General features: G+C 65.2%; 21 protein-coding genes and 1 riboswitch. Of the genes, 10 read left to right on the plus strand and 11 right to left on the minus strand.

Features of this window, described 5'->3' with window-relative positions:
- Positions 1–17: 17 nt before the first annotated feature.
- Positions 18–659 (minus strand): pyridoxamine 5'-phosphate oxidase, encoded by a 642-nt coding sequence (gene pdxH / locus AC1DW2_RS16355; protein ID WP_085401293.1) that lies wholly within the window; start codon positions 657–659, stop codon positions 18–20.
- Between the two features lie 113 nt (positions 660–772).
- Between pdxH and AC1DW2_RS16360 the strand changes: the two genes are divergently transcribed.
- Positions 773–1,180 (plus strand): RT0821/Lpp0805 family surface protein, encoded by a 408-nt coding sequence (locus AC1DW2_RS16360; protein ID WP_063984928.1) that lies wholly within the window; start codon positions 773–775, stop codon positions 1,178–1,180.
- Between the two features lie 110 nt (positions 1,181–1,290).
- Entirely contained in the window at positions 1,291–2,253 is a 963-nt protein-coding gene (locus AC1DW2_RS16365) for a DnaJ C-terminal domain-containing protein (RefSeq protein ID WP_085401292.1), read from the plus strand.
- A 443-nt stretch (positions 2,254–2,696) separates the two neighbouring features.
- Here AC1DW2_RS16365 and AC1DW2_RS16370 read toward each other — a convergent pair whose 3' ends face one another.
- Positions 2,697–3,467 carry an anti-sigma factor family protein gene (locus AC1DW2_RS16370; protein ID WP_477006586.1) on the minus strand — a complete coding sequence of 257 codons (771 nt, stop codon included), beginning with the start codon at positions 3,465–3,467 and terminating at the stop codon, positions 2,697–2,699.
- 106 nt (positions 3,468–3,573) lie between these two features.
- The gene (locus tag AC1DW2_RS16375; protein ID WP_014497222.1) at positions 3,574–4,062 is read right to left on the minus strand and encodes a sigma-70 family RNA polymerase sigma factor; all 489 of its coding nucleotides are present in this window, start codon (positions 4,060–4,062) and stop codon (positions 3,574–3,576) included.
- Between the two features lie 171 nt (positions 4,063–4,233).
- On the opposite strand from AC1DW2_RS16375, the gene fabI reads away from it, so the two are divergent.
- From fabI to AC1DW2_RS16395, 4 genes are all read left to right on the plus strand, one after another.
- Positions 4,234–5,049 (plus strand): enoyl-ACP reductase FabI, encoded by an 816-nt coding sequence (fabI, locus tag AC1DW2_RS16380; RefSeq protein ID WP_477006587.1) that lies wholly within the window; start codon positions 4,234–4,236, stop codon positions 5,047–5,049.
- 14 nt (positions 5,050–5,063) lie between these two features.
- Positions 5,064–5,663, plus strand: coding sequence for a histidine phosphatase family protein (locus tag AC1DW2_RS16385; RefSeq protein WP_038958652.1), 600 nt, complete (start codon positions 5,064–5,066; stop codon positions 5,661–5,663).
- Between the two features lie 89 nt (positions 5,664–5,752).
- Positions 5,753–6,841, plus strand: coding sequence for a chorismate synthase (aroC, locus tag AC1DW2_RS16390; protein WP_247314124.1), 1,089 nt, complete (start codon positions 5,753–5,755; stop codon positions 6,839–6,841).
- Positions 6,842–6,911: 70 nt separating this feature from the next.
- On the plus strand, positions 6,912–8,102 hold the full coding sequence (locus tag AC1DW2_RS16395; protein ID WP_477006588.1) for an adenylate/guanylate cyclase domain-containing protein: 1,191 nt from the start codon (positions 6,912–6,914) through the stop codon (positions 8,100–8,102).
- A gap of 43 nt (positions 8,103–8,145) precedes the next feature.
- On the opposite strand, the gene clpS is transcribed toward AC1DW2_RS16395, so the two are convergent.
- Genes clpS through AC1DW2_RS16420 form a run of 5 tightly spaced genes read right to left on the minus strand, consistent with a single transcriptional unit; the run spans position 8,146 to position 10,928 of the window.
- Positions 8,146–8,451 (minus strand): ATP-dependent Clp protease adapter ClpS, encoded by a 306-nt coding sequence (gene clpS / locus AC1DW2_RS16400; protein WP_014497217.1) that lies wholly within the window; start codon positions 8,449–8,451, stop codon positions 8,146–8,148.
- A gap of 41 nt (positions 8,452–8,492) precedes the next feature.
- Positions 8,493–8,834 (minus strand): DUF190 domain-containing protein, encoded by a 342-nt coding sequence (locus AC1DW2_RS16405; protein WP_208085197.1) that lies wholly within the window; start codon positions 8,832–8,834, stop codon positions 8,493–8,495.
- A 2-nt stretch (positions 8,835–8,836) separates the two neighbouring features.
- Entirely contained in the window at positions 8,837–9,265 is a 429-nt protein-coding gene (gene crcB, locus AC1DW2_RS16410; RefSeq protein WP_247314118.1) for a fluoride efflux transporter CrcB, read from the minus strand.
- A gap of 6 nt (positions 9,266–9,271) precedes the next feature.
- Positions 9,272–9,706: a fluoride efflux transporter CrcB gene (gene crcB / locus AC1DW2_RS16415; protein ID WP_354174262.1), complete on the minus strand. Its 435-nt coding sequence runs from the start codon at positions 9,704–9,706 to the stop codon at positions 9,272–9,274.
- Positions 9,681–10,928 (minus strand): MFS transporter, encoded by a 1,248-nt coding sequence (locus AC1DW2_RS16420; RefSeq protein ID WP_477006589.1) that lies wholly within the window; start codon positions 10,926–10,928, stop codon positions 9,681–9,683. Before AC1DW2_RS16420 ends, crcB (AC1DW2_RS16415) begins: the two co-directional genes overlap by 26 nt.
- A 52-nt stretch (positions 10,929–10,980) precedes the next feature.
- Positions 10,981–11,058: riboswitch (Fluoride riboswitch) on the minus strand.
- Positions 11,059–11,321: 263 nt separating this feature from the next.
- Between AC1DW2_RS16420 and AC1DW2_RS16425 the strand changes: the two genes are divergently transcribed.
- Together AC1DW2_RS16425 and AC1DW2_RS16430 are read left to right on the plus strand one after the other, a co-directional pair.
- Positions 11,322–12,185 (plus strand): DUF1194 domain-containing protein, encoded by an 864-nt coding sequence (locus AC1DW2_RS16425; protein WP_063984919.1) that lies wholly within the window; start codon positions 11,322–11,324, stop codon positions 12,183–12,185.
- A 179-nt stretch (positions 12,186–12,364) separates the two neighbouring features.
- Complete coding sequence (locus AC1DW2_RS16430) at positions 12,365–12,997, plus strand: hypothetical protein (RefSeq protein ID WP_071916058.1); 633 nt, start codon at positions 12,365–12,367, stop codon at positions 12,995–12,997.
- A gap of 32 nt (positions 12,998–13,029) precedes the next feature.
- Here the strand turns inward: AC1DW2_RS16430 and AC1DW2_RS16435 are convergent, their stop codons facing one another.
- Entirely contained in the window at positions 13,030–13,803 is a 774-nt protein-coding gene (locus AC1DW2_RS16435) for an enoyl-CoA hydratase/isomerase family protein (RefSeq protein ID WP_477006590.1), read from the minus strand.
- 201 nt (positions 13,804–14,004) lie between these two features.
- On the opposite strand from AC1DW2_RS16435, the gene AC1DW2_RS16440 reads away from it, so the two are divergent.
- Positions 14,005–14,388, plus strand: coding sequence for a bleomycin resistance protein (locus AC1DW2_RS16440; protein WP_063984917.1), 384 nt, complete (start codon positions 14,005–14,007; stop codon positions 14,386–14,388).
- A gap of 30 nt (positions 14,389–14,418) precedes the next feature.
- On the opposite strand, the gene AC1DW2_RS16445 is transcribed toward AC1DW2_RS16440, so the two are convergent.
- Entirely contained in the window at positions 14,419–15,477 is a 1,059-nt protein-coding gene (locus tag AC1DW2_RS16445; RefSeq protein WP_208073489.1) for a class I SAM-dependent methyltransferase, read from the minus strand.
- Between the two features lie 253 nt (positions 15,478–15,730).
- Here AC1DW2_RS16445 and AC1DW2_RS16450 point away from each other — a divergent pair, with 253 nt between their 5' ends.
- On the plus strand, positions 15,731–16,333 hold the full coding sequence (locus AC1DW2_RS16450) for a hypothetical protein (RefSeq protein WP_477006591.1): 603 nt from the start codon (positions 15,731–15,733) through the stop codon (positions 16,331–16,333).
- 48 nt (positions 16,334–16,381) lie between these two features.
- Here AC1DW2_RS16450 and AC1DW2_RS16455 read toward each other — a convergent pair whose 3' ends face one another.
- Positions 16,382–17,212 (minus strand): GntR family transcriptional regulator, encoded by an 831-nt coding sequence (locus AC1DW2_RS16455; RefSeq protein WP_071917648.1) that lies wholly within the window; start codon positions 17,210–17,212, stop codon positions 16,382–16,384.
- Positions 17,213–17,218: the final 6 nt, after the last annotated feature.

The following is a 17,218-nucleotide window of genomic DNA, read 5'->3' on the forward strand; positions in this document are numbered from 1 at the left end:
TTCAGGTCGGCCTAAGCTCAGGGATACATCCGCGTCTTGGACCATGGCTGGCCGGCCGCGTCACGGCGAAATTCGATACGGTCGTGCAGGCGGAACGGGCGGTCGTGCCAGAACTCGATACGCGAGGGCGTGATGCGCCAACCGCTCCAGCCCGGCGGCCGCGGCACTTCGCCGATGATGTGCTTGGCCGCGACTTTGGCGATGGCTTGTTCGAAGGCGAAGCGGCTTTCCAGCGCCTCGGACTGCTTGCTCGCCCAGGCGCCGATCTGCGCCTGCTTGGGGCGGGTGGCGAAGTAAGCGTCGGCCTCGGCGTCGGTCACCGGCGTCACGTTGCCGCGGATGCGGACCTGACGGCGCAGCGACTTCCAGTGAAAAAGTAACGCCGCCTTAGGATTTGCGGCGAGTTCGCGGCCCTTCTGGCTCGCGATGTGGCTGTAGAAGACGAAACCGTCGGCATCGAAGCCCTTCATCAGCACCATGCGCACGTCTGGCAGCCCGTCGGGGTCGACGGTTGCGAGCGCCATGGCGTTCGGATCGTTCGGCTCGCTCTTGATCGCCTCGTTCAGCCAGGCCTCGAACAGCGCAAATGGCTCGTCGGCGGCGGTGAAATCACCGGATGTTAAGGGTGTCTGGTGTTTCATCGAGGTCGTGTCGGTCATGTCCGGAGTCCGAATTGCGTCCCGCGGCCCAAAACGCGTTGTTGTCCGCTACCGCCCTATATAGGGCATGGGGACGCGTTGGCCTATCGGCGATCCGGCCGTCCGGCTTTGTCATGACAATGATTCTGATCGGGCTCGGCTCTGGCGGCTGCAGCTTTTCCCGCAACGACACCAGCGCCTACGCCAAGGCCGACGACAGCGACCTGACCGGCTCGATCGCGCGGGCGGCAAAGGACGCCCCGCCGACCGACACCGATCTCGCCTTCGCCCGTAACGCCGCCTCCGACGTGCTGAGCAAGGGCGACAAGGATTCCAGCCAGCATTGGGAGAATCCGGAAACCGGAGCGCGTGGCTCGGTGACGCCGATCGCGCAGTCCTACGCCGCCGAGGACGGCCGCAAGTGCCGGGACTTCCTGGCGAGCTACGTCAATGGCAGCACCGAAAGCTGGCTCCAGGGCGCCGGCTGCCAAAGCAGCCGTGGCCGTTGGGAGATTCATACGCTAAAGCCGTGGCGGAGCTAGGAATCGGCTCTGCGGCTAGTTGCAAAAATGCCACTCGCCTCCCACATGACCAGCAGATGGGGCGGGGAGCCCTTTGAACAATTCGATTTCTCTTGAAGGAGACGTGACGGATGCGCGACCCCTATGAGGTCTTGGGGGTGCCGCGGAGCGCCAACGCTGCCGCGATCAAGAGCGCCTATCGCAAGCTTGCCAAGAAGCACCATCCCGACAGCAACAAGGATGACCCCAAGGCCGCCGAGCGCTTCTCCGAGATCAATTCGGCGAACGAGATCATCGGCGACGAGGACAAGCGCAAGCAGTTCGACCGCGGCGAGATCGACGCCGACGGCAAGCCGCGCTTCCAGGGTTTTCCGGGCGGCGGCGGGCCGCGCGGCCGTGCGGGTCCCGGCGGGTTCGAAAGCTATACGTTCCGCAGCGGCGGCGCGGGCCCTGGTCAGGGCGGCGGCGCGTTCGAGGACATCCTCAACAGCATGTTCGGCGGGACGCGTGGTGCGCGGCCCGGGGCCGGCGGCGCCGGGCAGTTCGAATTCGACACCGGAGGGATCGGCCTCGATCTCGACGTCAATGTCGCGATGAGCGTCTCGCTGGAAGAATCGGTCAAGGGTGGCGAGAAGCGCGTCCGGCTGCCGACGGGCAAGGAGCTCAACGTCAAGATTCCGGCCGGCGTCACCGAGGGCCAGCAGATCCGGTTGCGGGGGCAGGGCGAGAGCGCTCAGGGCCATCCGCCGGGCGATCTCCTGATCACGATCAGCATCGCGCCGCACCCGTACTTCAAGATCGAGGGCGCAGACCTCAGGATCGACCTGCCGGTCACGCTCTACGAGGCGGTGCTCGGCGGCAAGGTCCGCGTGCCGACCCTCGGCAATGCCGTGGAACTGTCGGTCCCGAAAAACACCTCCAGCGGCCGGACCTTCCGCCTCAAGGGCAAGGGATTGCCAAAAGCCGGCGGAACCGGGGATCTCTTCGTTACCATCAGGATTATGCTACCGGACGGGAACGACGCCGAGCTTGAGGCATTGATGGAGAAGTGGCGGGACCAACACCCCTACAATCCACGTAGCGGGCTTGGCTAAGGCATGATCCGGACCCGGGGGGCCGCGTGAGCGCGAGGCGTTCATTCGGCGTTCAGCGGTTCTCGGAAAAGATCATGCGCAGAGAAAACTGCTGAAGCGTGAGCCATCGCGCTTTAGGGCGAAGTCGCAACTGAAGGGGGTTCTCCCAGAAGTCCAGAGCATCTCTCGACAGATGATGCTCGTCATATGCCTGAGGCGTGAGAGCGCCTCTCGGCCCATGTGGTTCGACGTGTCGGCTGTCCGGCGGGGCAGTCGATAATAGGTGCGGCCTCGAGAGGGGGACCAGCGCGGTACCAAAAACCCCAATCGAGGCCGCCCGCGTCGATCGGCGGATCGAACGCTACTCATTTTCTCGTGAGCATCCGGTGCGATAATGAGACGCACCCATGTCTTGATTCCAAATTTTCAATGTCGGAATCGAGGCACCGCCTTCAAGCGGTTGCTCAGGTACCGTTTTTCTCGGCTTGGTCGTAGACCGCCTGCGCGACCTTGGTCAGGCGATCGCGATCGCTGCCGCCGCTGACGACGTAGCCGACGCCGCGCTCGGCCCAGAACAGCGCTCCGTCCTTGTCGGCCTTGGCGTAGCGCATCTGAGTCGCGCCGGTCTCGGTCTTGGCGGTGTAGATCGTGTATCGCTCGCCCGAGGCGCCCTCATACATCAGGAACGACGCCGGACCGTTCGGCCCCGGCAAGAGCCGGCCGCCGACGAGCTTCAGCCCGCTCGCCTCCAGGTTCGGCGCGAACACGGTCCAGCCGCAGCGCCTGGTCAGCCAGGCCTGGAGATGATCGCGCTCGTTGCCGCCGACCTCGACCGGGTGGCGAACCTCGACGACATAGAGGCGGTGGGCGTCAAGCGCGTCCGCCGTAAAGCTCTGGAAGGTCGAGGGGGCGTTGGCGGCGCCATGCGCCACCCAGCCGGCGGTGCCGCCGGCAACGAAGGCGACCAGCACAGCCGCCGCGGCGGCATAGAACCATTGCCGGGGACGGCGCTCCAGCCGCTCGAGCTCGAGCCGGGCCGGCACCGGCTCCTGGACGACAGAGTCGTAACGCGCGTGCAGCATCTCGGCCATGGCGCGCCAGGACTGCACGCGCCCGGCATCGTCAGGGTGTGTGGCAAGCCAGGCCTCGACATCGGCGCGGCGCTCGGCCGGCAGCTCGCCGTCGACATAGGCGTGCAGCTCGTCTTCGGTAATGGGAATATTATGGTCGTTCATATCGATCGTCTCTGGCTCTGCGGCCCAAAATGTCTTTCGCGGTTCAACTGCGCTGCTTCCCGCTCCATGCAGGCGAAGCGACCTGCGCGATGCATCAACACTGCCATCACTTCACCCGCTTGAGCGCCGGGCGCTCACCTTCCAGCGAGGCTTTAACGTGGGCTCTCGCTCGCGCCAGGCGCGACATCACGGTGCCGATCGGCACGCCCTGGATGTCGGCGACCTCGCGGTAGCTCATGCCCTCCAGCATCACCAGCAGAAGCACCGAGCGCTGCTCCTCGACCAGCGTCGCCAGCGCCTTCTCGATGTCGCGCCCTTCGGCCTCGGTCCCGCTGGCATCCGGATTGTTCTCCGTCAGCTGCGTGAATTGCGGGCGTCTTGCCAGCGAGCGCCGCCGGTTCTTGTTGAGGTTGGTCAGGATTGTATAGAGCCAGCTCCTGACATCGCCTCCGAGGAACAGGCGCTCCGAACGCAGCGCCCGCACCAGCGTATCCTGCACCAGATCGTCGGCCGCATCCGCATCGCGCGTGAGCGCGCGGGCGTAGCGGCGCAACGCCGGGATCATGGCTTCCACACTCTGGCGAAACGCACTCATGCCGTCTTGACGTCCTGGTGTCCGGCGCGAGCGCCTCAATCATCATAACACCCGAACGGAACGGCTATTCCGGCGCTTGAAACAGCGTTAACGCCGCGTATTAGGACTGTACCGCGAAGGAGGGCTGGTGTACCTCCAGACCTCAACGAGAGCTCGACGGGACGTTAGCAAATGGCGCAGAATTCAGGTCTGATGCAGGGCAAGCGCGGGGTGATCCTCGGCCTTGCCAACAACCGCTCGATCGCCTGGGGCATCGCCAAGGCATGCCACGCAGCCGGCGCCGAGCTCGCCTTCACCTATCAGGGCGATGCGCTCAAGAAGCGCGTCGAGCCGCTTGCCGCCGAGATCGGCGGCCTCGTGCTCGGCCATTGCGACGTCACCGATGCTGCCACCATCGACGCCGCCTTCGCAGTGCTGAAGGAGAAGTGGGGCAAGATCGACTTCCTGGTGCATGCGATCGCCTACGGCGAGCAGCTCGACGGCCGCTACGTCGACACCACGCCGGAGAATTTCTCCAAGTCGATGCTGATCTCCTGCTACTCGTTCACGGCCGTGGCGCAGCGCGCCGAGAAGCTGATGACCGATGGCGGCTCGCTCATCACGCTCAGCTATTACGGCGCCGAGAAGTGGATGCCGCATTACAACGTGATGGGCGTGGCGAAGGCTGCGCTGGAGGCCAGCGTGCGCTATCTCGCGGCCGATCTCGGCGAGAAGAACATCCGCGTCAACGCAATCTCGGCCGGGCCGATCAGGACGCTCGCGGCGTCCGGCATCGGCGACTTCCGCTATATCCTGAAGTGGAACGAGAACAACGCGCCGATGCGGCGCAACGTCTCGATCGAAGACGTCGGCGGCAGCGCGCTGTATTTCCTCTCCGATCTCGCGCGCGGCGTCACCGGCGAGGTGCATCACGTCGATTCCGGCTATCACGTGCTCGGCATGAAGCGCCCGGACGCGCCGGACATCTCGTTCGGCGGCAAGGACTAGCTTATAAATCTGGAATGCCGGTGCCCACGATCTATTATCTTCGCCACGGTGAGACCGAGTGGAATGCGCTCGGGAGGCTTCAGGGCACCAAGGACGTTCCGCTGAACGCGCGTGGACGCGGTCAGGCCGTGCAGGCCGGCGGCGTGCTGGCGGATCTCTTCAAGCGCGACGGCAAGGACAAGGCGGCGTTACCCTACGTGTCGAGCCCGCTCGGGCGTGCACGCCAGACCATGGAACTCGCGCGCGGCAAGCTCGAACTGCCGCCGGCGGACTACGCGCTCGACGATCGCCTGCGCGAGATCGGCTACGGCAGCTGGGAAGGGCTGACGCTGGCCGAGAGCGAGGCGGCCGATCCGGACGTCTATGCCAGGCGCCTTGCCGACAAATGGACGGTCGGCCCCGCGGACGGGGAGACCTACGCCGATGTGCAGGTCCGCGTGCGGGCCTGGTACGACGAACTCCGGACCGATACCGTTGCGGTCGCCCATGGCGGGACTTGCCGGGCCCTGATGGTTTCGCTCGGCCTTGAGACGCCCGCCAGCGCCGCCGAGCTCTACATCGAGCAGGGCGCCGTCTACGTCTTCCGCGACGGGCGGCTTGAGAAGTTTAGTTAGGCCGGTTCGCCGTCATCCACGGTGGCTATGGGTTTGACCCCCGGGCCCCCGCGCGTTACCACACGCCGGAACCGACCCAGCGAGCAGCGATGTCCTTCAACACCTTCGGCCACATGTTCCGCGTCACCACCTTCGGCGAGAGCCATGGGGTAGCGATCGGCTGCGTGGTCGACGGTTGTCCGCCCATGATCCCGCTCACCGAGGCCGATATCCAGCAGGATCTCGACCGCCGCCGGCCCGGCCAATCGCGCTTCACCACCCAGCGCCAGGAGCCGGACCAGGTGAAAATCCTGTCCGGCGTGATGGCGCATCCGGAGACCGGCGTGCAGGTGACGACGGGCACCCCGATCGGCCTGCTGATCGAGAACACCGACCAGCGCTCGAAGGACTATTCCGAGATCAAGGACAAGTTTCGGCCCGGCCACGCCGACTTCACCTATGAGGCCAAATACGGCCTGCGCGACTATCGCGGCGGCGGCCGCTCCTCGGCGCGCGAGACCGCGATGCGCGTCGCTGCGGGTGCGATCGCACGAAAAGTGCTGCCCGACGTCAAGGTCCGCGGCGCGCTGGTGCAGATGGGCCCGCACAAGATCGACCGCGACAAATGGGACTGGGACGAGATTGCAAAAAATCCGTTCTTCTGTCCCGACAAGGACAAGGCCGCGTTCTTCGAGACCTATCTCGACGGCATCCGCAAGAGCGGCTCGTCGATCGGCGCGGTGATCGAGGTCGTCGCCGAAGGCGTGCCGGCAGGCCTCGGTGCCCCGATCTACGCAAAACTCGATTCTGATCTCGCGGGCGCGATGATGACGATCAACGCGGTGAAGGGCGTCGAGATCGGCGCCGGCTTTGGCGCGGCCGAGCTCACCGGCGAAGAGAACGCCGACGAGATGCGCACGGGCAATGACGGCACGCGCTTCCTGTCCAACCATGCCGGCGGCGTTCTGGGCGGCATCTCCACCGGACAGCCGGTGGTGGTGCGCTTCGCGGTGAAGCCGACCTCGTCGATCCTCCAGCCGCGTTTGACGGTCGATCGCGCTGGGGCCGACACCGAGATTATGACCAAAGGCCGCCACGACCCCTGTGTCGGCATCCGCGCAGTGCCCGTCGGCGAGGCCATGATGGCCTGCGTGCTCGCCGATCACTTCATTCGGGATCGCGGGCAGGTCGGCCGCTAGAGCATTCGTGTCGCGGTACTAGCCCACCGCGCAGCTTGACGTCCCCACAACTTCGTCCGCAAATGCGGACATGCAAAACTCCGAGATCCAGCGCATCACCAACTGGCTGATCGACGGTGCGAGGTCGTCCGGGACCCCTTCCGAGATGATCGCCGAGGTCTGCGAGCATCTGGTCGCGGCCGGCCTGCCGCTGTCGCGGTTCGGCATCTTCATTCGCACGTTGCATCCGGAAATCTTCGGCCGCAACTTCATCTGGCGGCAGGGCCAGAAGGTCGAGATCGGCACCGTCGATTTCGAGATCCTGGAGACGCCCGAGTTCGCCCGGAGCCCGCTCCGGATCGTGTTCGAGGAGGGGCTGGAGGTCCGGGGACGGATGGACGATCCGGACAGCAAGCGGTTTCCGTTCCTCGACGACATGCGCGCCGAAGGCGTGACCGACTACCTCGCGATGCCGATGCACTATCTCGACGGCTCGATCCATGCGACGAGCTGGGTCACGCGGCAGCCCGGCGGCTTCAGCGACGACGACATCGCGGCGATCCGGACTCTCGGGGCACCGCTTGCGCGCGTCAGCGAGATCATCAGCCTGCGCCGCACCGCCGAGATGCTGCTCGACACCTATGTCGGCAACCGTGCTGGCGCGCGCATCCTCGGCGGCCAGATCCGCCGCGGCCACAACGACACCATGCAGGCTGCGATCTGGCTCTCGGATCTGCGCGGCTTCACTGCGCTGTCGGACCGGCTGCCGGCCGAGACCGTGGTCGAGATCCTCAACCAGTATTTCGACTGCCAGGTCACCGCGATCCGGGGCCATGGCGGCGAGGTGCTGAAATTCATGGGTGACGGCCTGCTCGCGGTGTTCCCGATCGATGAATATGTCGGCGATGCCGCGCATGTCTGCACGCGCGTGCTGGAGGCTGCGCGCGAATCCCGCGCCAGCGTCGAGGCGCTCGCCTTTCCGGTCGGCGATGTCGTCGAGCGCTTCCGCTTCGGCGTCGCACTCCACGTTGGCAACATCCTCTACGGCAATATCGGCGGCGGCAATCGGCTCGACTTCACCTGCATCGGCCCCGCCGTCAATCTCGCGGCAAGGCTGGAGAAGATCACGGGCCGGCTGGGGCGGACCGTCGTGGTCTCGGAAGTCTTCGCGAACGCCTGCCGCCATGACTGGCGCGAGCTCGGCGAATTTCCGATCGCGGGGTTTTCCAAGGCGCAGCGCGTGTACGGGCTTGCCGAAGAGACGCCGGTGGTGATGGCCTGATGCGCGATGAGGTCGAGATCATTCATCGTCGCAAGATGAAGCCCTATTCCTCCGGCTCCGTCGTGAACAGCAGCGGATAGCCCTTGGCGCGGCCGGCATCGGTGGCGCGGGTGGCCTTGGTTTCGGCGACGTCCCTGGTGAACACGGCTACCACGCAGGCGCCCAGCTTGTGCGCGGTGATCATGACCTTGTAGGCCTGATCCTCCGTCATGCGGAACTCGGCCTTGAGGATCATTGTGACGAATTCGCGCGGCGTGAAGTCGTCGTTGATCAGGATGACCTTGTGCAGCTTGGGCCGCTCGACCTTGGTCTTCGTCCTGGTTTTCGGCTTGGTAACGGTGTCGTTCATTCCGCCTCCCGGAAACGGCGGGCTCGGTTCAGCCGCGGTGCTCAGTGTGCGGCCCTCGCACCATATTGCAGGACCTGTACCTTCTCCAAGGTGATCAGGCCGCTCGACATCATGCCATCCAGGATGGGCAGGAATGCGTTGATGCTGTCCTCGCTGTCGACGATCTCGATCAGTAGCGGCAGGTCTTCCGACAGCCGCAGGATCTTCGAGGTGTGCAGCCGGCTCGACTTGCCGAACCCCATCGGGCCGCGCAGCACGGTGGCGCCCGCGAGATGCCGCTCGCGCGCCGTCATCACGATCGCTTCGTAAAGCGGCTTGCCGCCGAAATGGTCGCTCTCGCCGATGAAGATCCGGAGCGAAACAGCCTGATTGGGGATTTGCATGGTCAGCTCCTCGTCAAGCGGTTGTAGCGGCTTGCCATCATATGACCGAGCCACACAGACACCAGCCAGCAGATGACGGATGCCGCGATATAGGCGAGTGCCGTGTATTTCATGCCGCCGTGGAACAGGCGGAAGGTCTCCAGGCTGAAGGCCGAGAAGGTGGTGTAGCCGCCGCAAAACCCGGTCATGACGAATTGCCGGTGCTCGGGCCGCGCCAGCATGCGGCCGTCGGGGCCGGTCAGCGTTGCGTAGAAGCCGATGATCAGCGATCCCGTGGCATTGATGAACAGCGTCGCGACGGGGAAGCCCGGGCCGGTGTCGAGCACGAGGGAGACGAAATAGCGCGCGAGGCCGCCAAGGACGCTGCCGAAGGAAACCCAGGCATAGAGCATCGCGCTGCGCCAGCGGTCGGTGGAGGAGGGAACGGTCATCCGCCTCTAGCCTCCAAGACCGTCAGCGAGGACAAAGCCGCAACTGACGGCGGCAAGGCAAAGCCCGACCGAGAGCGCGACATTGCCGAGCGCATGCATCGGCTCGCCGTTGCGCGCGAGCGTCAGCGTTTGCAGGCTGAACGAGGACACCGTGGTGTAGCAGCCGAGGAACCCGGTCACCGCGAACAGCCAGGGATTGGGGGAGGCGAAGATCGAGCCGGGATGGGTTGCCAGCGCGCCGAAAATGCCGATCAGGAAGGCGCCGGTGATGTTGATGGTCATGGTGCCCCAGGGAAAGGTCTCTCCCAGCCGCCGCGCGATCGCGCCCGAGACGAAATAGCGCGCGCAGCCGCCGAGAACGCTGCCGACCACGATTGCGATCACTCCGCTCAACACGACGAACGCCCCTCCATCATCATTTGTCCTCCGCTGCCAGACCATTGCCGACGGCGAGCAGCCCTACGAGCGCGACCAGCGCGAAGCCGAGCCCGGCCAAAAACGTGCCCGCCGGACCGTAGGCATCCCACAGCGCGCCGGCGATCACGCTTGCGGCCAGCAAGGCCAGTCCCGTGAACAGGTTGAAATAGCCGAAGGCGGTGCCGCGCAGGCTCGGCGGCGCGGCGTCGGCGACGAGGGCCGACAGCAGGCCCTGGGTCAATCCCATATGCAGCCCCCACAGCACGACGCCGAGCGCGAGGCCCGCGAGGTTCGGCAGCAGCGCGAGCGCGAGGTCGGCGGCCGCGAGGAAGACGAGGCCGAGCGCGAGCAGGCCGGTCCGGTTGATCCGGTCCGACAGCACGCCGGCGGGATAGGCCGACAGCGCATAGACCACGTTCATCAGCACCAGCACCGCCGGCACCCACATCGCAGAGAGACCGATGTTCTGCGCGCGCAGGATCAAAAAGGCCTCGCTGAAGCGCGCGAGCGTGAACACCACGCCGACCGCGACGACGCGCCAGTACACGGATCCGAGCTGCCGCATGGCGGAGGTGTTCAGCGGATTCTTCGTAGTCTCCCGGCTTGGGTCCGGCTCCGGCTCGCTCACCGCGAATGCGATCAGGCCGAAAGACAGGAAGGCCGGCAGCACCGCTACCCAGAAGACGAGGGCAAAATTATCTGCCGTCCACCACATCAGGCCGATCGCCACGAGCGGTCCGACGAATGCGCCGATGGTGTCGAGCGACTGCCGCAGGCCGAAGCTCGCGCCGCGCAGACCCGCAGGTGCGATATCGGCGATCAGCGCATCGCGCGGTGCGCCGCGAATACCCTTGCCGACGCGGTCGATGAAGCGCGCGGCAATCAGCCAACCGACGCTGGGGGCAAGCGGGAACAGCGGTTTTGTCAGCGCGGCTAGGCCGTAGCCGAGCGCCGCGAGGAGCTTGCGCCGGCCGAGCCAGTCGGACAATGCGCCGGAGAAGATCTTCGTGATCGAGGCGGTCGCCTCCGCAATGCCCTCGATGAAGCCGACCGTCAGCGTGGAGGCCCCGAGCACAGTGACGAGATAGACCGGCAGCAGCGCGTGGATCATCTCGGAGGAGACGTCCATCAGCATCGAGACGAAGCCGAGCACCCAGATCCCCCTGGGCAGCCCCGCACGCGCAGCATTCGGTGTCGTCGTCGTCACGCCCTGACCTTCGCCTTCAGGCAACAAAAAACCCGCCATCGGCGGGTTTGTCCATGCTCCCGCCAAAGGCCGAGGCTTTGAGATTGCCCCTCCTCGAGCAGGAGTCATCAGCCCACTACGGTCACAGGCCGACGGGCGGTTGTCGGGGGACTCCATCCCCATCTGTACATCCAACCTAGCATGGAAATAGCACCGGACAAGTGGGCGGGGAAGGTCTGTCTTCGGCTCGATGCTGCGGGACGCTCCGGAATGATGGCGTGAGCGATCGCGCATGTCCCCGTGGCGCAAGCGCGGCAACACGGCGGCAGCTTTGCGTGACGTGCGCATTCCCAACTCGCGAATTCCTAACCGGAATGTGAAGCGCAAGCGATCTTCGGACTTTGCGGCAAGGCGATTGCATGTCACCATCGCGTCATACGACGGGAGACTGCGATGCGCATGCTGTTCTCGATCGGGGCTGTGCTGGTGGCCGGCGTACTCGCCGGAGGGGATGTCGCGGGCATCGCGGCACCAGGGCCCAAATTTGAACCGAGCAAGAGTTCGCCACAACGGCTAGCGGCCGATCGGGACGCGCAGACGGTCGATGTCGAGCTGGTCCTCGCGGTCGACGTCTCCTACTCCATGGACATGGACGAACTCGCGATCCAGCGCGAAGGCTATGCGCAGGCGATCCAGTCGAAAGAATTCCTCCAGGCGCTGAAGCTCGGGCCGAATGGCCGGATCGCGGTGACTTACTTCGAATGGGCCGCTTCCAGCGACCAGAAGATCATCATCCCGTGGCGGCTGGTCGACGGACCGGAGACGGCGGACGCGGTCGCCGCCGAGATCTTGAAGACGCCGATCCGGCGCGCCTCGCGCACCTCGATCTCCGGAGCGATCACGTTCGCGATGCCGTTGTTCGACGAGGATCCCTATCGCGGCTTGCGCCGCGTGATCGACATTTCCGGTGACGGCCCCAACAACAATGGCGGCCCGGTGACGGCGGCGCGCGACGCCGCGCTCGAGAAGGGCATCGTCATCAACGGCCTGCCGATCATGGTCAAGGAGCCGTCCTATTCGACCATGGATATCGACAATCTCGACTACTACTACGAGGACTGCGTCATCGGCGGTCCCGGCTCCTTCGTCATCACGATCAAGGATCGCGACAAGTTCAAGGAGGCGATCCGCACCAAGCTCCTGATGGAGGTCGCGGGCCGCATGCCGGAGCGCCCCGTGAGGCGCGTTGCCGACAAGGAGCCGCGGGTCAGCTGCTTGATCGGCGAGAAGATCTGGTCGGACCGCTGGGGGCGCTGATCCGCACCACCCAAATGAGACCTTTTGCCCTGTCCCGCCCGCGGTCGAATTTAACCACGCGTTAACTGCTGCGTGGCCCTAATCGGCCTGCTTCCCGTTGTTTCCGGATAAAGTTCTGACTTCGCCGTCCGGCGCGCGAACAGAAGCGGGTCTGTCAGACAAATCCGCCGAGCAATCCAATGGCCATCGTCACATCGAGCACCAGCCAGATTTCGCCCGCCAACGAGCGGGTGTATCACCAGAGCAGTCTGGTGGGTGACTGGAAGGGCAATTGGGCAGGCAACAACCAGGCCGTCGGCTTCAAGGTCGTGAACATCCGCGGGGCCAGGGCCCAGATCGAGTACACCCATAACGGGCACACCGAGCGCGGTATCGGCGAGGTCAATGGTGCAACCATAAGCTACGGCAACGTCACGGTCGGCACCAAGGACGGCAAGAACCTGGTGCTCCTGTTCTCCTCGGGCGTTGGCAAGCAGAGCGCGACTTTGCAGAAACAGGCGCCGGCAGGTTCCGACAGCATCCTCATGGGAAGCTGGGGCGGCTATTCTGCCGACATCGGCAAGAGCGCGAGCTTTCGCGTGCTGGCCATCAACGGCAAGGAGGCGACGGTCAGCGTCACCACCGACGGTATCACCCGCCAGGGCACCGGCTACGTCTACAGGAACGTCATCATGTTCGGGCAGTCGCAGATATCGACCGACAACGGACAAAACGGCAAGATCATCTACCAGGTCGGCTCCAAATCCTTCACTGTGCCGGTGACGAAATATCCGCCTGCGGATTCGTCGTCCTCGGTGGACAGGACGGCCTGAACGTCAGCCGCGCTAGGCGGCCTGCGGCCCCCTCACCATTTCGGCGCCCGCTTCTCCACGAACGCCCTCAAACCCTCCTGCGCTTCGTCCGACGTCGCGACATTGCAGAAATCGTCCACTGCACTTGCGATGCTGCGCCGGTAGTCGAGATCGATCTGGCGCATGAAGGCGGCGCGGCCCATCCGCAGCACGGCGGCCGACTTGCCGGCGAATTGCGCCGCGAGCTTGATCACCTCGGCGTCGAGCTCGGCATCGGCAACGACGCGGTTCACCACGCCGAGTTCCCGCGCCTCCGCGGCGGTGAAGACGCGGCCGGTGAACAGCAGCTCGAACGCGCGATGACGTCCGACGATGCGCGGCAGATGCGCGTAGTGGATCGCGGGAATGACGCCGACGTCGATCTCGGGATAGCCGAACGTCGCGCTCTCGGCTGCCAGCACCACGTCGCAGGACACCGCCATGGTCATGCCGCCGCCGCGCGCCGCACCACCGACCGCGGCGATCGACGGTTTTCCGAGCCCGTACTGGGCGTCGTAAAGGTCGATATAGAGCGACTGGAGGAATTCGCGGATCTCGGCGCCGGATTTGCCCAGCAGGATGTCGAGGTCGAGGCCGGCCGAAAAGCGCTTGGCGATCGCGCTCGCCAGCACGACAACGCGAGCTTCCGGATCGTTCGCTGCGCGACGCAGGGCCGCGACCACCGCACGGATGACCTCGAGGCTCAGGGCATTGACAGGCGGGCGGCGCAGCGTGATGCGGGCGATGTTGCCTGCGCGTTCGTAGGCGACTGGATTGTCAGATGTCACCGGGTTCTCCATGCTTTCGGGAAACGTCGGCATCGATCGCGATGGTGGCACGGTCATTTCGCGGCGAGCGGCGGCAGGACGCTGTCGTTCGGCGCTTCCGCCTTGTCCGGCGACAGCTTACGGTGCGGCTTGGGCCGTGCAAGACCTCCAGCGCGCATGTTAGACTGCGTGCATGAGATTGCTTGCCGGATGGAGGGACCAATGACCGACGAACACCCGATGATGGCCGGCTCCGCCACCGTCTTCGTCGTGTCCGACATCACAGCCAGCCTCGCCTATTACCGCGATGTGCTCGGCTTCGAGGTCACCTTCGAATACGGTCAGCCTCCGTCCTACGCCTGCCTCTGCCGTGACGAGGTCGGCCTGCATCTGCTTGCGGCGGCGGTAACGAAGCGGTTGCCCGGGCACGGCGGCATCTGCATCTTCGTCAGGGACGTCGATCAGATCTACGCCGAACTATCGGGACGCGGTGCCAGGCTGCTCAACCGGCCGGAGGACCGCGACTATCGTATGCGCGATTTCGACGTCGTCGATGCCGACGGCAATCAGCTCACGTTCGGTATGGGAACGGACGACGCGGCCTGACATCGCCGGCCGCGCGCGTCCGCCGTTGGATCAGATCCGGGCCTCCAGGATCAGGTTGAAGGGTGTTTCGGCGGCGCGGCGGAAGCGCGACAGGCCGCCTTCGCTGGCGACCTTGCGCAGCCTTGCCTCGCCGGCTTGAGCGCCGAGCGCGAGGCCGACCTCCTGATCGAGCGAGGCCGGCGTGCAGATCATGGTCGATGCCGCGTAATAGACCCGCCCGACAGGATTGAGATTGTCTTCGAGGCGGTCGCCTGCGAACGGCTCGACCAGCATGCAGGTGCCGTCCTTGGCCATGGTCTCGCGCACGTGGTTGATGGCGCCGACGGGATCGCCCATGTCGTGCAGGCAATCGAAGAAGCAGACGAGATCGTAGCCCTCGGCCGGATAGGTCTTCGCCGAGTGAACCGCGAAGCTGACACGATCGCCCAGCTTCGCCTCAGTGGCCGCCTTTCGTGCGGCCGCGATCGAGCCCTCGTGATAGTCGAAGCCGTAGAAGCGGGAGTTCGGGAAGGCCTCCGCCATCAGCCGGGTCGAGACGCCGTGCCCGCAGCCGACATCGGCGACCTTGGCGCCGCGCTTCAGCTTGTCGACGACGCCTTCGAGCGCGGGCAGCCACTCCTGCACCAGATGATGCATGTAGCCGGTGCGGAAGAACCGGGCGGTGCCGCAGAACAGGCACTCGCTGCGACGATTCCAGCCGACGCCCTTGCCGGACTTGAATGCGTCCGTAATTTTCGGCTCGTCGAGGAACGCCGCGGCAATGACATTGCCGACCGCGCCGAGGAAGACCGGGCTGTCCTCATCGGCGAGCGCCAACGCCTGCTCCGGCAGCATCGAGAACTTGCCGGAAGTGGAGTCGTATTCGACGTAACCAGAAGCCGCCTGGCTCGCCAGCCACTCGCGGACGTAGCGTTCGTTCGTTCCGGTGGCGCTTGCGAGTTCGGCAGAGTTCATGGGTCCCTTGGCGGCGAGGGCGCGGTAGAGGCCGAGCTTGTCGCCCAGCAGGACCAGCGATGCGTTCATCGCCGCACCGACCTCGGTGATCATCTTGCCCATAAAGGCATTCAACCTGTCGGAATCGACCTCCATGACAGCCTCCATGTTGTGTCTGGCATTTTCAAAGGTCTGCGCAATTGCGTCTTGCCGGACTGCCCCGGCCGATCAGGATCGAAGCGACGGCTCGCGTTCGCGCGTCCTCTATGTGGGTCAATCCGTCGCGCAGGAGGTTCAACACGTCAGGATAACGTAATTTTGGAACTCGATGGCGCGACCACCGGCATCGCGTCACTGGTATTCGCGTGGTCCCCGGCATATAATTTCCGCACTTTTTGACGGTTACCAGATGTCCAGTCTTGCACGCTCCTGCGGTCTCGCAACTCTCTTCGTGGTGCTCTGCCTCGGCGGAGCGCCGGCTCATGCGCAAGTCGCGCCCCTGCAGTATTGGATCCCGGGCGGGTCTTTCGGCTTTGGCGGCAGCGCCGGCCAGGGCGCCGATGGCTACGGCAATTTTCCGAGCTTCAAGGGTGGCGATGCCAACGCAGGCTATGATTTTCGTCCCGGTTTCTTCGTCGGAAGCGAACGCGGCAATCTAGGCCTGGGCGGCCTCAGCCAGCCTGCGCCAGCCGGCAATTTCAGCGCGCTCTCCTACGATGGCACGCAGTTTGGTTACAACTACAAGACCGCGGGCGGCATGCCCGTCACGTTCTTTGCCGGATTCGACACGCTGAAATACAATGGCGGCATTGGCAGCTCGCTCGCCCCGCTCACCTCCGGCGCCTCGCCCGGCTACGGCGCTTTCGCGGGTGTCGAGTTCAAGCCGACCTCCAACCTCAGCCTGTCATTCGGCGCCGGTTTCACCCAGCAGCAATCGGGACGCATGGACAGCGACATCAATTCGTCGATGCTGCCCGGCGAGTCGCCGGCGTTGGGCGGCTTGCGGCGTTGAGCGGTCACGCGTCGCTTTCGCCGCCCGCTTGAGCGCGGCCGCGTTGGCCTACGACAAGCCCGCCACCAGCGGGCGTTGCAGGTGCTTCGCCATCAGCTCCGCCGCTTCGGCGTAACGCCGCGTTTCCAGAACCTCGAGCAGGCGCAGATGCTCGCGCACGTGCCGCCGCATGCCGTCGCGGTCGGCGAAGCTGCGATAGGCGAACAGGCGTCTGATCGAATTCACGCGCCTGAGCGATTCAAGAAAGAAGGGATTGCCGGCGCCGCGAATGATCTCCTCATGGAATTCGCAACCGGAAAGAAAGACCTCGCCGATCGTCATCTTCTCGAGCTCGCCCTCGAATACGCGCAGCTGGCGCTCGCGCAAGCGTGCAATCACCTCCTGCGGCAGCGCAAAGCCGGGCTGGGCGATTGCCGCAGGTTCGATCACCGCGCGAAACGCCATGGCCTTGGCGTGAGCTTCGGGGTTCGAGACCGTCTCCGCGAAGCGCCAGCCATAGCCCGGCAGGCGTGCAATCCAGCCCTCGGCAGCGATCCGGTCAAGCAGCCGCTGCAACTCGGCCCGGCTGAGGCCATAGCGGCGCATCAGCTCCGCCTCGGTGACGTCAGCCGGCAGTCGGCTTGCGAGCACGTCGCCTGCGATGGACGTATAAACCTGTTCGCTGCGCCTGACCGCCGCGAGGGCCGGCTGGGCTGCGCCGCTGGTCGGATGCTTGGCCAGCACGAACCCGCGATGTGGCTCGCCGCGCGCGAGCCCTGCCGCTTCCAGAGCCTTGAGGCCGAGCCGGATCGGCGCGCGTGAAAGATCGAGCGCATCGGCAAGCCGCTGTTCGATCAAGCGATCGCCAGCCTTCATGCCTTCGCGTCGGGCGAGCGCCATGATCAG

The sequence above is a fragment of the Bradyrhizobium sp. P3_C3 genome (assembly GCF_056402655.1).

Excerpts from the sequence above, each read along its gene's own strand:
- AC1DW2_RS16455 (WP_071917648.1), bottom strand. The coding sequence starts at position 17,212 with ATGGCGCTCGCCCGACGCGAAGGCATGAAGGCTGGCGATCGCTTGATC.
- AC1DW2_RS16365 (WP_085401292.1), top strand. The coding sequence starts at position 1,291 with ATGCGCGACCCCTATGAGGTCTTGGGGGTGCCGCGGAGCGCCAACGCT.
- crcB (WP_247314118.1), bottom strand. The coding sequence starts at position 9,265 with ATGACCGTTCCCTCCTCCACCGACCGCTGGCGCAGCGCGATGCTCTAT.
- AC1DW2_RS16405 (WP_208085197.1), bottom strand. The coding sequence starts at position 8,834 with ATGCAAATCCCCAATCAGGCTGTTTCGCTCCGGATCTTCATCGGCGAG.
- AC1DW2_RS16395 (WP_477006588.1), top strand. The coding sequence starts at position 6,912 with ATGCAAAACTCCGAGATCCAGCGCATCACCAACTGGCTGATCGACGGT.
- AC1DW2_RS16370 (WP_477006586.1), bottom strand. The coding sequence starts at position 3,467 with ATGAACGACCATAATATTCCCATTACCGAAGACGAGCTGCACGCCTAT.
- clpS (WP_014497217.1), bottom strand. The coding sequence starts at position 8,451 with ATGAACGACACCGTTACCAAGCCGAAAACCAGGACGAAGACCAAGGTC.
- aroC (WP_247314124.1), top strand. The coding sequence starts at position 5,753 with ATGTCCTTCAACACCTTCGGCCACATGTTCCGCGTCACCACCTTCGGC.
- AC1DW2_RS16425 (WP_063984919.1), top strand. The coding sequence starts at position 11,322 with ATGCGCATGCTGTTCTCGATCGGGGCTGTGCTGGTGGCCGGCGTACTC.
- AC1DW2_RS16440 (WP_063984917.1), top strand. The coding sequence starts at position 14,005 with ATGACCGACGAACACCCGATGATGGCCGGCTCCGCCACCGTCTTCGTC.
- AC1DW2_RS16430 (WP_071916058.1), top strand. The coding sequence starts at position 12,365 with ATGGCCATCGTCACATCGAGCACCAGCCAGATTTCGCCCGCCAACGAG.
- AC1DW2_RS16375 (WP_014497222.1), bottom strand. The coding sequence starts at position 4,062 with ATGAGTGCGTTTCGCCAGAGTGTGGAAGCCATGATCCCGGCGTTGCGC.
- AC1DW2_RS16420 (WP_477006589.1), bottom strand. The coding sequence starts at position 10,928 with ATGGCGGGTTTTTTGTTGCCTGAAGGCGAAGGTCAGGGCGTGACGACG.
- pdxH (WP_085401293.1), bottom strand. The coding sequence starts at position 659 with ATGACCGACACGACCTCGATGAAACACCAGACACCCTTAACATCCGGT.
- AC1DW2_RS16385 (WP_038958652.1), top strand. The coding sequence starts at position 5,064 with ATGCCGGTGCCCACGATCTATTATCTTCGCCACGGTGAGACCGAGTGG.
- AC1DW2_RS16450 (WP_477006591.1), top strand. The coding sequence starts at position 15,731 with ATGTCCAGTCTTGCACGCTCCTGCGGTCTCGCAACTCTCTTCGTGGTG.
- AC1DW2_RS16445 (WP_208073489.1), bottom strand. The coding sequence starts at position 15,477 with ATGGAGGTCGATTCCGACAGGTTGAATGCCTTTATGGGCAAGATGATC.
- fabI (WP_477006587.1), top strand. The coding sequence starts at position 4,234 with ATGGCGCAGAATTCAGGTCTGATGCAGGGCAAGCGCGGGGTGATCCTC.
- AC1DW2_RS16360 (WP_063984928.1), top strand. The coding sequence starts at position 773 with ATGACAATGATTCTGATCGGGCTCGGCTCTGGCGGCTGCAGCTTTTCC.
- crcB (WP_354174262.1), bottom strand. The coding sequence starts at position 9,706 with ATGGTCTGGCAGCGGAGGACAAATGATGATGGAGGGGCGTTCGTCGTG.